The sequence below is a fragment of the Mycobacterium asiaticum genome (genome assembly GCF_001673635.1).
GTDB classification, from domain to species: Bacteria; Actinomycetota; Actinomycetes; order Mycobacteriales; family Mycobacteriaceae; genus Mycobacterium; species Mycobacterium asiaticum_C.
Genome location: NZ_LZMH01000052.1, coordinates 57,385 through 71,148, shown reverse-complemented (window position 1 = coordinate 71,148; position 13,764 = coordinate 57,385). Strand labels below are relative to the sequence as shown.

Here is a 13,764-nt window from a genome sequence, read left to right as displayed (position 1 = left end):
GGACCCGCAGACTTTCAGTCTCGGCGAAACCGGGTCGCAGAACCTAGCGCGGCAGGCCCAGCAGCCGTTCGGCGGCGACCGTCAGCAAAATCTGCTCCGTCCCGCCGGCGATGGTCAGGCACCGCGTGTTGAGGAAGTCGTACACGGCGCAGTTGTGCACCAGACCGCCCCCTTCGGAGACGTCCATCATGTATTCGGCGAGCGCCTGCCGGTAGCGCACGCCGATCAGCTTGCGGACGCTGGATTGCGCCCCCGGGTCACGGCCGCCCACGGCGAGCTGCGCGATGCGCTGGTCGAGCAGCGCGCCGGCCTGGGTGAGCAGGATGAGCCCGGCCAGCCGATCCTGTTGGGCGGCGTCGAGGTCGATCTCGGCGAGGACCTTGAGTAGCTCTTCCATCGGGTTGCCCAGCGCGGTGCCGGTGGCCATCGCGATGCGTTCGTTGGCCAGGGTGGTGCGGGCCAGCCGCCACCCGTCGTTGACCGCGCCGACGACCATGTCGTCAGGTGCAAAGACGTTGTCCAGGAACACCTCGTTGAACAGCGAGTCACCCGTGATCTCGCGCAGCGGCCGGATCTCGATGCCCGGCGACTTCATGTCGATCAGGAAGTACGTGATGCCCTTGTGCTTGGGCGCGTCGGGGTCGGTCCTGGCCAGGCACACGCCCCAGGCCGCCTTGTGGGCCGCCGACGTCCAGACCTTCTGTCCGGTGAGCAGCCAGCCGCCGTCACCGCGCACGGCTTTGGTGCGCAACGACGCCAGGTCCGAACCGGCTCCCGGCTCGGAAAACAGTTGGCACCAAAGGAAATCGCCGCGCAGGGTGGCCGGCACGAAGCGCTCGATCTGTTCGGGTGTGCCGTGTTCGAGCAGAGTGGGCGCCGCCCACCAGCCGATCACCAGATCCGGCCGCACCACCCCGGCGGCCGCCATCTCCTGGTCGATCAGCAGCTGCTCGGCCGGCAGCGCGGCGCGCCCATAGGGGGCCGGCCAGTGCGGCGCCAACAGGCCGGCTTCGGCCAGCGCCACTTGCCGCTTTTCCTGCGGAAGTTCGGCGACCTTCGCGACCGCGGCGGCGATCTCGGGTCGGGATCCCTCGACGTCGGACAGGTCGATGCCCAACTGGCGGCGGACACCCTGCTGGGTCAGCGCGGCGACCCGGCGCAGCCAGCGCTCTGAGCCGCCCAGGAAACGGCCGATGCTGTGGGCCCGGCGGAGATACAGGTGCGCGTCGTGTTCCCAGGTGCAACCGATCCCGCCGAGCACCTGGATGCAGTCCTTGGCGTTGGCTTTCGCGGCGGTGATACCGACGCTCGCGGCCAGTGCGGCGGCGATGGCGAACTGCTGCGGGTCGGGATCCGATGCGGCGCGCGCCCCATCGGCAGCGGCCACTTCGGCCTGCTCGGCGCGGCACAGCATCTCCGCGCAGAGGTGCTTGATGGCCTGGAAACTTCCGATCGGCTTGCCGAACTGCTCGCGCACCTTGGCGTAGGCCACCGCCGTCTCCAGCGAATACCGGGTGATGCCGGCGGCCTCGGCGGCCAGCAGGGTCGCCGCCAGATCGCGCACCCGCTGATCCGATACCTCCACAACGGTGGCCGGCACCGACGTCAGCGCCACCCGCGCCAGCGGCCGGGAGAAGTCCGCGGCCTGCAGCGGCTCCAACTCGACACCCTCGGCCGAAGTGTCGACGAGCAGCCAGTTCTCTTCGGCGGGCACCAGCAAAACACCGCCGGCGGCGGCGCCGAGCACCCACGCCACGGTGCCGGAGGCCACCTGACCGTCGAATCGCACGTCGGCCTCGAGCGCGAGGCCGGCGAACCGTTCCCCGGATGCCAGCGCACCCAGCAACTCGGGGTCGGTGACCAGCAAAGTGGCCAGCGCGGTCGTCGCCACCGGTCCCGGCACCAGCGCCTTGGCCGCCTCCTCGACCATCGCGCACAGGTCCTCGATGCTGCCACCGGCGCCGCCGGCGTCCTCGGCGACGGCCACCCCGAACAGGCCCAGGTCGGCCAGCCCGGAAAACACCGGACGCCAGGCGTCGGCGTCACCCTGCTCGACGGCGCGCACCGCCACCGTCGCGGACGAGCCCGAGGCCGCGCCGCGGGCCCAGTCGCGCACCAGTTCGCGCGCCGCGAACTGTTCATCGGTGACGGTCGCTACCACCAGTAGTCCTCCGCGTCGGCGTGGCCACATGGCCGAGATGGGTCCGGGAATCTTTCCTCCACACTAGAACGTGTTCTAATAGTGGAAGCGATCAACCGTCAAGTCGGCGGTTATTCGGCCAGTACACGTCGTTGTCCCGGCTGCGGGGAGGTGGGAGATGCACGCTGAGAATGCGTATCGTTCGTGGGCATGTCGTCCGCGGACCAGACTCGGCACACTGCTCCCGGCCGCCGGCCCGGTGAGGTTCTGAACATGGCGGTACTGGCTGAGTCCGAACTCGGCTCGGAGGCGCAACGCGAACGCCGCAAGCGAATCCTGGACGCCACCATGGCAATCGCGTCCAAGGGTGGCTACGAGGCCGTGCAGATGCGCGCCGTGGCCGACCGCGCCGACGTGGCCGTCGGCACGCTGTACCGGTACTTCCCGTCCAAGGTGCACCTGCTCGTGTCGGCGCTGGGGCGGGAGTTCAGCCGCATCGACGCCAAGACCGACCGGTCGGCCGTAGCCGGCGGCACTCCGTTCCAGCGGTTGAACTTCATGGTCGGCAAGCTCAACCGGGCGATGCAGCGCAATCCGCTGCTGACCGAGGCCATGACGCGCGCCTACGTGTTCGCCGACGCATCCGCGGCCGCCGAGGTCGATCAGGTTGAGAAGCTGATCGACAGCATGTTCGCGCGGGCGATGAGCGACGGCGAACCGACCGAGGACCAGTACCACATCGCCCGGGTCATCTCGGATGTGTGGCTTTCCAACCTGCTGGCCTGGCTCACCCGCCGTGCCTCGGCCACCGACGTCAGCAAGCGACTGGATCTGGCCGTGCGGTTGCTGATCGGCGATCAGTCCGCGAGCTGACCGTCACGCGGGCGGCCCGCAAGTGCGGCCCCTGATCAGCTCGGTGGCGAGCAGTTCGACCACCGGCAGCCCGGACCGCGGCGGCTTGAGCACCAATTCACCGGCGCGCCGGCCCTTCTGCAAGCTCGGCTGTGCGACCGTGGTCAGCCCACGGCTGATGGCATCGTCGACACCGTCGAACCCGGTGACCGTCATCTGACCAGGCACGTAAATCCCGTGTGCGCGAAGGTAATCCATCGCCGACAGGGCCAGGATGTCCGCGGTGCACATCAGTGCGGTGATGCGCGGATTGGCTTCCAGCGCCAGCTTCGCGGCATCACCGCCCGAGGTCGGCAGGTGCTCGTCGCTCTCCACCACCGTCAGCGAATCCGGGTCGACACCGGCCGCCGTCATTGCCTCCCAGATGCCGATGATGCGTTCCCGCTGCACGTCGAAGGTCAGCGACCGCAGCCGTTCGGCGTCCACCAGGCCCATGCGCCGGTCGTCGCCGAGTCGCATTGTCAGCAAACCGATCTCACGATGCCCCAGGCCCAGCACATACTCCGCGAGCTCGCGCATGGCGGCGCGGTCGTCGATGCCGACCCGCGACACCCCCGACAGGCCGACCGGTTGGTCGACCACCACCACGGGCAGGCGACGTTGCAACACGGCCTGCAGGTACGGGTCGTCGTCGCGGACCGAATAGACCACGAAACCATCCACCCCGGCCCCCAGCACGGCCGCGGTGCCGTCCTCGATGCTGCGGCTGGGTCCCACCGCCACCAGCAGCAGCCCCTGTCCGAGCTCCTCGCACGACTGCGCTACTCCCGCAACGAAATCCCGTGCCGCCGGGTCGCTGAACGAGTACGTCAGCGCCTCGGTCATCACCAGGCCGACGGCACCGGCCTTGCGGGTGCGCAGTGATCGCGCGACCGGGTCCGGTCCCGCGTAACCTAGGCGCTTGGCGGTGGCGAGCACCCGCTCCCGGAGTTGGGGCGAGAGCTGATCCGGTCTGTTGAAGGCGTTGGAGATCGTGGTGCGGGACACCTTGAGTTCGGCCGCCAACGACGCCAGAGTCGCCCGCCTGCGCGGTGTGGGACTCATGCTCGGGAGGCTACAACGGATGCGGCGGTAGGCCTGCACCCGACTTTCTAATGGAAACGGTTTTCATTAGTATGGTGCGTCGGCCTCTCGGCCGGGTGGAAGGAATCGACGTGCGGAAATGCTGGCGGACGTGGCTGCGTGCCGTCGCGGTGGGCCTGCTCGGCTCGACCGCGCTGTCGGGTTGCGCATCCACCGGTCCGGCTCACCCGGGAGCCGTTGCGGTCGTGGCCTCCACAGAGGTGTGGGGCAGCGTGGCACGGGCGGTCGCCGGTAACCACATCGCCGTCAAGTCCATCCTCAACGGCGCCAACGCCGACCCCCACTCGTATCAGGCCACCGCCGCCGACGCGGCCGCGCTGGCTGACGCGGATCTGGTGGTCTACAACGGCGGCGGCTATGACCCGTGGGTGGAACGGGTGCTGACCGTACATCGCGGCATTCAGGCGGTCGATGCTTTTGCCTATCTGGGAACCGTGAACGACGCTCCCGACGAGCACGTCTTTTACAACCTGACAGTCGCCAAGGCGGTGGCCGCGGCCATCGCCGAGCGCCTCGCGGTGATCGACCCGTCCAACTCGATGGATTATCGGGCCAACGCAATCGAATTCGGCCGCGGCGCCGATGCGATCGTCAAGTCCGAGCACGCCATCGCGGCCGCGCACCCAGCCACCGGCGTCATCGCGACCGAACCGGTGGTGCACTACCTGCTGACTGCATCGGGACTGATCAACCGCACTCCGCCGGCCTTCGCCGAAGCCAATGAGAACGACGACGACCCCGCCCCCGCCGACATGGCGTCCGTCCTGGACCTGATCAACAATCGCGACGTCGCGGCGCTGTTGATCAACCCGCAGACCAGCACCCCCGCCATCGCCGACCTTCAGGCCGCCGCCCGCCGAGCCGGGGTTCCGGTGGCCGAAGTGTCCGAGAACCTACCCAGCGGTTCCGATTACCTGACCTGGCAGCGCAATACCGTCAGCCAGTTGACGGACGCGCTGAAGTCGGACAGCTGAGGATCCGTGGGCGCTGAAGCGGTCGCGCTGGCCGGCGCGCGACTGGCCTTCGGTGACCGCGTGCTCTGGGACAATCTCGAATTGAACGTCTCTGCCGGCGAATTCATCGCGGTACTGGGTCCCAACGGCAGCGGCAAGACGTCGCTGCTCAAGGTGCTGCTCGGGCAACTACCGTTGAGCGCCGGGACCGCGACGGTGCAGGGGCCGGTTGGCTATGTGCCGCAGCATCATCCGTTGGATCGGGAGGTGCTACTGCGCGGACGCGACCTGGTCGGCATGGGCGTCGACGGCCACCGCTGGGGTGTGTTGGCGCTGCGGCGCAGCGACCGGGCGCGGCGGCGGGCGGCCGTGCAGCGGGCACTGCAGCAGGTCAGCGGCGAACGGTTGGCCGATGTGCGGGTCGGGCTGATGTCCGGCGGTGAACTACAGCGGGTACGGATAGCGCAGGCGCTGGCCAGCGACCCAGCCGTCATGCTGTGCGATGAGCCGCTGCTGGCGCTTGACCCGGCCAACGCGAGGCTCATCGCGGCGCTGATCGACCGGCGCCGCCGCGATGCCGGCACAGCGGTCATCGTCGTCACCCACGAGGTGAATCCGATCCTGCCGTATGTGGACCGGGTGCTGTACCTGGTGGACGGACGGTTCCGGGTCGGCACCGTCGAGTCGGTGATGACCGCCCGGACGCTGTCGGAACTGTATCGGGCCGACGTCGAAGTCGTCAGGGTCAAGGACCAGTACTTCGTGGTTGGCGTTCCGGACGGGCGGCACCTGTGAACGAACGCCTCACCGAGATGTTGGACCATCTGTTCGCGGTCGATCTGACCGCGCATCTGCTCCGGCATGATTTCGTGCAGCAGGCGCTGATCGCCGCGGCATTGTTGGGTCTGGTGGCCGGGTTGATCGGGCCGTTCATCGTGCTGCGCCAGATGTCGTTCGCTGTGCACGGGTCTAGCGAATTATCTTTGACCGGAGCGGCATTCGCTTTGCTGGCCGGGTTCGACGTCGGGGTGGGCGCTCTGGTGGGCAGCGCGCTGGCGGCCGCCCTGTTCGGGGTGCTCGGCCAGCGCGCCCGGGAACGAGATTCGGCGATCGGGGTGGTGCTCGCTTTCGGCCTGGGCCTGGCTGTGCTGTTCATCCACCTGTACCCCGGCCGTACCGGCACCAGTTTCGCGTTGCTGACCGGTCAGATCGTCGGAGTCGGCTACGCGGGTTTGGCCATGCTCGCGGCGGTATGCGTGCTCGTCATCGCCGTCCTGGGCTGCTGCTACCGGCCGTTGCTGTTTGCGACGGTCGACCCGGACGTCGCGGCGGCCCGCGGGGTCCCGGTGCGCGCGCTGGGGATCGTGTTCGCAGCGTTGGTCGGGGTGGTCGCCGCCCAGGCCGTCCAGATCGTCGGGGCGCTGCTGGTGATGTCGTTGCTGATCACTCCGGCGGCCGCGGCCGCGCGCGTGGTCACCGCGCCCGCGTTGGCGATAGCGACGTCGGTGCTGTTCGCTGAGGTCGCCGCGGTCGGCGGGATCGTGCTGTCCCTGGCGCCGGGGGTTCCCGTCTCGGTATTCGTGGCCGCCATTTCGTTTGTCATCTACCTGTTTTGCTGGATGCTGGGGAAATACCGCGTGGCGCGGCACTAAGCTGGAGATTCGGTTGGGGAACCGCAGCCCGTGAAGGTGGGGAGGGAATCACGTGCGCCAGCGAATCGTCGCGCTCGTCGCGCTGGCCGGCGTGTGCTTGCTCGCCGCCGGCTGCACGGATCTGGTTGACGGCAGCGCGATTGCCGGGGAGAAAGCAGGCCTGGCTAACCAGAGGCCAGTTGCCGTCAACGCTCTGGAGGGGCTGTTGCTGGATTCCAGCCAGATCAACAGCGCGTTGGGCGCCACCTCGATGAAGGTCTGGTTTCCCGCCAAGGGGATGTGGGACTGGAGCAAGAACGTGTCCGACAAGGATTGCCTGGCTGTGGACGGTGCCGCGCAGGACAAGGTCTATGCGGGCACCGGGTGGACCGCCATGCGCGGACAGCGCCTGGACGACAGCGTCGACGACTCCAAGAAACGCAAGCACTACGCCATCCAGGCGGTGGTGGCGTTCCCGAATGCCCAAGACGCCAGCAACTTTTACCGGTCTTCGGTGCAGAGCTGGAAGGCCTGCTCGAACCGTCGCTTCAACGACGTCAGCCCGACTCAGCCCGACACCATCTGGTCGGTGGGCGACGTGACCGACGACAATGGCATTCTGACCAGCTCGCAAACCCAGGAAGCCGGCAACGGCTGGGCCTGCCAGCGGGCCCTGACGGTGCGCAACAACATTGCGATCGACATCGTGGCGTGCTCCTACGACCAAATGGGCTCGGCCGCAGTCGAGATCGCCAACCAGATCGCGGGCAACATCGCGAAGCTGTAGGCCGGACCTGGATCGCCCACCTCCTCCGCTACCGCAAGCGGCGGACATCGTCGGCGGGCCTAAGCTAGCCAGGTGGACCGCATCGATCTCAACGCCGACCTGGGCGAAGGGTTCGGCGTCTGGCAGCTCGGCGACGACGACGCGATGCTCGAGATCGTCACCAGCGCCAACGTGGCGTGCGGTTTCCATGCCGGAGACCCGGCCGGGCTGTTGCGGGTATGCCGGTCGGCCGCCGACCGCGGCGTACGCATCGGCGCGCAGGTCAGTTACCGGGACCTGGCCGGCTTCGGTCGGCGCTTCATCGACGTCGCGGCCGAGGATCTGCTCGCCGACATCATCTACCAGATCGGTGCGCTACAGGCGCTGGCGCAGACGGCCGGTTCGGTGGTGTCCTACGTCAAACCTCATGGCGCGCTGTACAACACGATAGTGACCAACCGGGAGCAGGCCGCCGCGGTCGCCGAGGCGGTCGACAGTGTCGATTCCGCGCTGCCGGTACTGGGCATGGTCGGTTCGGCGTTCTTCGACGAAGCCGAACGCCTGGGCCTGCGCACCGTGGCCGAAGCGTTCGCCGACCGCGCCTACCGGCCTGACGGAAGTTTGGTCTCCCGTCGTGAACCGGATGCGGTGCTGCACGATCCGAGGACGATCGCGCAGCGGGTGGCGCGCATGGTGTCCGACGGGCAGGTCACCGCGATCGATGGGTCGACGATTCCTATAACTGTCAAATCCGTTTGTGTGCACGGTGATTCGCCAGGCGCCGTGGATATCGCCCGCGGGGTGCGTGCTGGACTGGAAGCGGCCGGCGTCGAGATCGGAGCGTTCTGCTGATGCGGCTGAAATTCGGTCGTCCGGATCTCGCGCGCTACACGGATCGCTTCAATGTCCCAGCGGCAGAAAACGATTCACCGCTTTCGGTGACATGGATGGGTGTGGCGACGCTGCTGGTCGACGACGGATCATCCCCGCCGCTGCTGACCGACGGCTATTTTTCCCGTCCGGGCCTGGCCCAAGTCGCGGCGGGCAGGGTGGCCCCGTCAGCGGCCCGGGTCGACGGTTGCCTGGCCCGGGCCAAGGTTTCTCGGCTTGCCGCGGTGATTCCCGTGCACACCCACATCGACCACGTGCTGGATTCGGCCTTGGTGGCCGAACGCACCGGTGCCCCACTGGTCGGCGGGCAGTCGGCGGCCAACGTGGGACGTGGACACGGGTTGCCGGAGGACCGGCTCGTCGTGGCGGCATCGAGGGTGCCAATGACGTTGGGCGCCTTCGATGTAACGCTGGTCGAGTCACACCACTGCCCGCCGGACCGCTTTCCCGGGGTGATCAGCGCTCCGGTCCGCCCGCCGGTGAAGGCCTCGGCCTACCGCTGCGGCGAGTCCTGGTCGACGCTGATCCACCATCGCCCGTCGGACCGGCGACTGCTGGTCCAGGGCAGCGCCGGCTACGTCGCCGGGGCGCTCAACGGTATGCGTGCCGATGCCGTCTATCTCAGCGTGGGACAACTAGGCCTGCAGCCGCGCTCCTATGTCGTCGAATACTGGAACGAGACCGTACGGGCGGTGGGAGCCCGGCGCGTGGTCCTCATCCATTGGGACGACTTTTTCCGCCCGCTGTCAAAGCCGTTGCGGGCCTTGCCCTATGCCGGGGATGACCTGGATGTCTCTATCCGGGTGCTCGAAGAGTTGGCCGCCGAGGACGGAATAGCGGTGCAGATGCCGACGGTCTGGCAGCGCGAGGATCCCTGGGCCTGACACGTTGATACTGACCCTTTCGCTGGTACTGCTGGCTGTCGTGCTCGGGTTCGCGGTCGCGCGCCCGCGGGGTTGGCCGGAGGCTGCGGCGGCCGTCCCCGCGGCGGCCATCCTGATCGCGATGGGAGCGATCTCCACGCATCAGGCCGGAGCGCAGATCGTGGGGCTCGGCCGGGTGGTCGGTTTCCTGGGCGCGGTGCTGGTGCTGGCCAAGCTGTGCGACGACGAGGGTTTGTTCGAGGCGGCCGGTGCGGCGATGGCGCGCGGCAGTTCGGGGTCGTACGGTCTGCTGCGGCAGGTGTTCGTCATCTCCGGCGTCATCACCGCGGTACTCAGCCTGGACGCGACGGTCGTGCTGCTGACGCCGGTGGTGCTCGTCACCGTGCGCCAGTTGCGGACCCCGGCCCCGCCGTACGCCTATGCCACGGCGCATCTTGCCAACTCGGCGTCGCTGCTGCTTCCGGTGTCGAATCTGACGAACCTGCTCGTCTTCCGCAGTGCGCACATCTCGTTCGTCAAGTTCACCCTGGTCATGGCGTTACCGTGGCTGTCGGCAATAGCCGCGGTGTACGTCGTCTTCCGCTGGTTCTTCGCCCGCGACCTGCGCACCCAGCCCGACCGCACCGACCTTGGTCCGCCCCCGACTCCCCCGGTATTCGTGCTGGTGGTGGTCGGGCTGACCCTGGTCGGGTTTGCCGTTGCCGAATGGTTGGACGTCGCGCCGGCGTGGGCGGCGCTGGCCGGCGCGTCCGTGCTGGCGGTACGGAGTCTGCGCCGTCGGCACACCTCCCTTGTCGAGATCGTTCGCTCGGCGAACGTGCCGTTCCTGGTATTCGTCCCGGCTCTGGGCATCGTCGTACAAGCTGTGATGCTCAACGGAATGACGGCCAAGATGTCGTCGCTGGTGCCGACCGGAACCGGCCTGCCGGCCCTGCTGGGCATCGCCGCGCTGGCCGCGGTGCTGGCCAACATGGTCAACAACCTGCCGGCGACGCTGGTGTTGGTGCCGCTGGTCGCGGCCAGCGGCCCCCCGGCCGTGCTGGCCACGCTGATCGGCGTCAACATCGGCCCGAACCTGACCTACGTCGGCTCGCTGTCGAATCTGCTGTGGCGCCGGGTGCTGCGCCAGCACAACGTCGCGCCGAGCGTGGGTGAGTACACCCGGCTCGGCCTGTGCACCGTGCCCGCGGCCCTTGTGATATCCGTAGTCGCGCTTTGGATCAGTGTCCGCGTTTTCGGTCTTTAGTGCGGTTGCTAGCCGGCCGCCGGCGGCCTGGTCATGAATGTCAGTCGGTGTCCGTATGCCGGAGTTTTCCGACCGCCGCCGGCGTTCACGAACTGCCCGAACGGCGGAGGCATCGGCACATTACTTGCCGCGCCTTCGGCTGCCACCGAAGCCGTCGTCGCATTACCGATCGCCGTCACCCCCGACCCCGCCGATCCGGTCGCCGATGTCCAGCTCGCCGGGACCGACAAACCGCTGCCAAGAGGAACGGCCTTACCCAAGCCGGCCGCCACGCCGCCGAGGCTGTTACCGAGATTGGCCCCGGCGCTGGCCGCCGCCTGCCCTGCAGCCTGCGCCGCCTGGCCCGCGGCCTGCAGCGTAGGAGCCAGATCGTTGGCAAAACTGCCAAGCTTGGCGAAGCCGGCGGTTTCGTCGCCGACGAAGAGCGTGTCCTGAAACATGAACGCTACCGAGTTCATATAAGGCGAGATGTATTTGTTGTAGAGCGGAACGAGGTCGTCGAACGGTGTGTTTGCCATCAGCCACTGATCGATTGCAGTGCCCTGACCGTTGAGCGGCGACGACAGCGTCTGCAGCACGTCGCCGAGTCGCGGCATGAGCTGCGCCTGAATGCTATTGAGTTGCGTCTGAACGGCTTCACCCGCGCTCTTGGCGACCACGGCGGCCTGGTCGGCCGCCCCGCCCGGGTTGACCACCTCGGCCGGCTGCGGCAACTCGTCCAGCTCCGTCGCGGCCGCCGAGCTGCCTGCATAGTTGTACATGGCCGCGGCGTCCTCAGCCCAAAACTCCATGTACAGCGCTTCGGTCGCCGCGATAGCCGCAGTGTTCTGCCCGAGGAAGTTGGTCGCGACCAACGCCGCCAGTAGCGCGCGGTTGGCCGCAATCACCGGTGGGGGTATTGACGCTGCAAACGCCGCTTCGTAAGCCGCCGCGGCCGCGAACGCTTGGCTCGCCGCCTGGCCGGCTTCCTCGGCGCTGTTGTCCAGCCACGCGATGAACGGCGTCACCGCGGACAGCAGCGACTCCGACGCAGGCCCGAGCCACGGACCGCTGGTCAGCTCCCCGATCACCGAACGATGGCCTGCCGCAGCGGATTCGAAGTCGCCCGCCACGCCACCCCATGCCGCTGCGGCAGCCAGTAGCGGACCGGCCCCCGGCCCGGTGTATATGCGCCCGGAGTTGATCTCGGGCGGCAACATGCCATAGTCCACCATTGGTTCAACCGGCGGCCGGTGGCTTCGCCATGACCAACGGCTTGAAGCCATACGTCGGGACGTTGCGGCCATAACCGCCGTTGACGAACTGTCCGAACGGCGGGGCCATCGGGAAGGTGTTGGCACCTTCCGCGGCAGCTGGAATGGCCGCGGCGACACCAGGATTCGTGGTGGCATGCCACGGGACCCAGTTGGACGGCACCGACAAACCGCCGATCGGCAGTGCCTTACCCAGACTTCCGGTGATGCCCCCCAGTCCAGTTCCGAGGTTGCCGGCGGCCCCGCTCGCCGCCTGCGCGGCGCCGGCCGCGGCCTGCGCGGCACCCTCGGCGGCCTTCGCCGCCGCCGGCGCTGCCGGCTTGAGCAGCGTGTTCGCCAGGTTGCCGATGCCGGACCAACCGCTGGTGTTCTGACCGACGGTCTGCGTCGACTGGATCATGGCTGCGAGCGAGTTGACGTACGGCGATAGGTACTTGCTGTACAGCGGGACGATGTCGTCAAAGGGGGTGTTAGCCATGATCCAGGCGTCCAGCGCCGGGCCTTGACCATTGAGCGGCGAGGACAACGCCTTCACCATGTCGCTCACGCGCGGAGTTATCTGGGATCCCATGCTGTTCATTTGGTTCTGTACGCCTTGACCCGCCGCCTTGAGAACGGCGGAAGCCTGGTCGGCCACCCCGAGCGGATCCACCACCTCGGCGGGTGCGGCCAAGGGGGTCAAATTTGTTGCCGCTGAGGAGCTTCCGGCATAGGTGTACATCGCCCCCGAGTCTTGAGCCCAGAACTCTCCGTACTGGGCCTCCAGCATCGAGATCGCCGCACTGTTCTGCCCGAGCAGATTCGTCGCGACCAGCTCCTGCAACAGGTTGCGGTTGGCCGCGATCAGCGGTGGTGGAACGCTTGCCGCGTAAGCCCTTTCGTAAGCTGACGCCGCGGCGGCCGCCTGGCTGGCGGCCTCAGCCGCCTGTTCCGAGCTGCTGTTCAGCCAGATGATGAACGGGGAAACAGCGGCGACAAGCTTCGTCGAAGCCGGACCCAGCCACGGACCGCTCGTCAACCCTTCGATCACCGAACGGTGCCCCGAGGCCGCGGCCTGGAAGTCAGCCGCCAGGTTGTTCCATGCCACCGCTGCCGTGATCAGCGACGCCGCCCCCGGCCCGGCATAGATTCGGGCGGAATTGATTTCGGGCGGCAGCAAACCGTAGTCGACCATTGCTTTGGCTCCTCGCGCCTCGGCCGTTCAGTGCGCCAAGACGGCGTTGGCCGCCTCGGTCTCGCCGTAGGAGCCGCCACTGGTGGCCAGCGCCGCCGCAAGCATCGCCTGGATCCGAGCAGCCTGCGCACTCAGTTCTTGGAACCGCTGACCGTGCATGGCGAACTGCGCCGCCGTCAGGATCGACACCTCGTCGATAGCGGCGGGGATCACCCCCGTGATCGGCGCCGCAGCGGCCGCGGTGCCCGCATTCAGGGCCGTGCCCAAGGTCTGCAGATTGCTGGCGGCGGCCGCGAGGTGTTCTGGGTATGTGCGTACGAAAGACATCGAGATTCCTCCGGGTAGATGTAGATGCTTGGCAAGAACGGCGAAGTTATTGCCGCTGGTGCGAGAGGGCGTCTATCCACTCATTGATAGGCGCGAAAAGGCCGGTGATCTTAGTGTCGGTGATGTTTGTGGTCAACAACTTTGGCGTCTTCTCATGTGAAACACAGTAGATTGGATGAGAAGACACAGAAACCGATGCAGCCAACTATTCACTTCACGCACATTTTTGTTCAGGATGCGTTTAACAGAAAGCCAGCTTGCACGGATGTGAAGTGCGGAAATGTCCCGGAAGGTACCGGGTCCAGGGGTATCGTGTTGCCCCGTCCGAATTCTTTGATTTCGCTATCAATGGTCCGGTTCCTGTGAACGCTCATAGGATCTGCTGGTCGTGCCGGCCTGTCCCATCGGCTTGCTCCGCCCTACCGTCAGCGAGTTCCGCACGGATCAGACCGATCCGCTAGTAGACGGAAGGCGGGTGTATTGGCGCTGCCCATGAGATCGCCC

13 protein-coding genes are annotated in these 13,764 nt (G+C 67.4%); 8 read left to right on the top strand and 5 right to left on the bottom strand.

Annotated features, from left to right (window positions below; translation table 11 throughout):
• Positions 1 to 43: 43 nt before the first annotated feature.
• Positions 44 to 2,161 (bottom strand): acyl-CoA dehydrogenase family protein, encoded by a 2,118-nt coding sequence (locus A5645_RS15190; protein ID WP_065130104.1) that lies wholly within the window; start codon positions 2,159 to 2,161, stop codon positions 44 to 46.
• A gap of 252 nt (positions 2,162 to 2,413) precedes the next feature.
• Between A5645_RS15190 and kstR the strand changes: the two genes are divergently transcribed.
• The gene (gene kstR / locus A5645_RS15185; RefSeq protein WP_036363883.1) at positions 2,414 to 3,013 is read left to right on the top strand and encodes a cholesterol catabolism transcriptional regulator KstR; all 600 of its coding nucleotides are present in this window, start codon (positions 2,414 to 2,416) and stop codon (positions 3,011 to 3,013) included.
• 3 nt (positions 3,014 to 3,016) lie between these two features.
• On the opposite strand, the gene A5645_RS15180 is transcribed toward kstR, so the two are convergent.
• Positions 3,017 to 4,096 carry an Rv3575c family transcriptional regulator gene (locus A5645_RS15180; RefSeq protein WP_065130103.1) on the bottom strand — a complete coding sequence of 360 codons (1,080 nt, stop codon included), beginning with the start codon at positions 4,094 to 4,096 and terminating at the stop codon, positions 3,017 to 3,019.
• Positions 4,097 to 4,245: 149 nt separating this feature from the next.
• Here A5645_RS15180 and A5645_RS27805 point away from each other — a divergent pair, with 149 nt between their 5' ends.
• The 7 genes from A5645_RS27805 (at position 4,246) to A5645_RS15145 (ending at position 10,506) form a co-directional block, all read left to right on the top strand.
• Entirely contained in the window at positions 4,246 to 5,109 is an 864-nt protein-coding gene (locus A5645_RS27805) for a metal ABC transporter solute-binding protein, Zn/Mn family (protein ID WP_414467382.1), read from the top strand.
• Positions 5,110 to 5,115: 6 nt separating this feature from the next.
• Complete coding sequence (locus tag A5645_RS27800; RefSeq protein WP_065130102.1) at positions 5,116 to 5,883, top strand: metal ABC transporter ATP-binding protein; 768 nt, start codon at positions 5,116 to 5,118, stop codon at positions 5,881 to 5,883.
• A 17-nt stretch (positions 5,884 to 5,900) separates the two neighbouring features.
• The gene (locus tag A5645_RS15165; RefSeq protein WP_065034579.1) at positions 5,901 to 6,740 is read left to right on the top strand and encodes a metal ABC transporter permease; all 840 of its coding nucleotides are present in this window, start codon (positions 5,901 to 5,903) and stop codon (positions 6,738 to 6,740) included.
• A gap of 52 nt (positions 6,741 to 6,792) precedes the next feature.
• The gene (locus tag A5645_RS15160; protein WP_065034554.1) at positions 6,793 to 7,506 is read left to right on the top strand and encodes a sensor domain-containing protein; all 714 of its coding nucleotides are present in this window, start codon (positions 6,793 to 6,795) and stop codon (positions 7,504 to 7,506) included.
• A gap of 72 nt (positions 7,507 to 7,578) precedes the next feature.
• Entirely contained in the window at positions 7,579 to 8,337 is a 759-nt protein-coding gene (locus tag A5645_RS15155; RefSeq protein ID WP_065130101.1) for a LamB/YcsF family protein, read from the top strand.
• The gene (locus tag A5645_RS15150; RefSeq protein WP_065130100.1) at positions 8,337 to 9,260 is read left to right on the top strand and encodes an MBL fold metallo-hydrolase; all 924 of its coding nucleotides are present in this window, start codon (positions 8,337 to 8,339) and stop codon (positions 9,258 to 9,260) included. Before A5645_RS15155 ends, A5645_RS15150 begins: the two co-directional genes overlap by 1 nt.
• A gap of 4 nt (positions 9,261 to 9,264) precedes the next feature.
• A complete protein-coding gene (locus A5645_RS15145) occupies positions 9,265 to 10,506 on the top strand; it encodes an SLC13 family permease (protein WP_065034557.1) in 1,242 nt (413 codons plus the stop codon).
• An 8-nt stretch (positions 10,507 to 10,514) separates the two neighbouring features.
• Here the strand turns inward: A5645_RS15145 and A5645_RS15140 are convergent, their stop codons facing one another.
• The 3 genes from A5645_RS15140 to A5645_RS15130 are packed head-to-tail and all read right to left on the bottom strand — an operon-like array spanning position 10,515 to position 13,260.
• On the bottom strand, positions 10,515 to 11,720 hold the full coding sequence (locus tag A5645_RS15140; RefSeq protein ID WP_065130099.1) for a PPE family protein: 1,206 nt from the start codon (positions 11,718 to 11,720) through the stop codon (positions 10,515 to 10,517).
• A gap of 4 nt (positions 11,721 to 11,724) precedes the next feature.
• On the bottom strand, positions 11,725 to 12,933 hold the full coding sequence (locus tag A5645_RS15135) for a PPE family protein (RefSeq protein ID WP_065130098.1): 1,209 nt from the start codon (positions 12,931 to 12,933) through the stop codon (positions 11,725 to 11,727).
• A gap of 27 nt (positions 12,934 to 12,960) precedes the next feature.
• Positions 12,961 to 13,260: a PE family protein gene (locus A5645_RS15130; RefSeq protein ID WP_065034560.1), complete on the bottom strand. Its 300-nt coding sequence runs from the start codon at positions 13,258 to 13,260 to the stop codon at positions 12,961 to 12,963.
• Between the last annotated feature and the right edge of the window lie 504 nt (positions 13,261 to 13,764).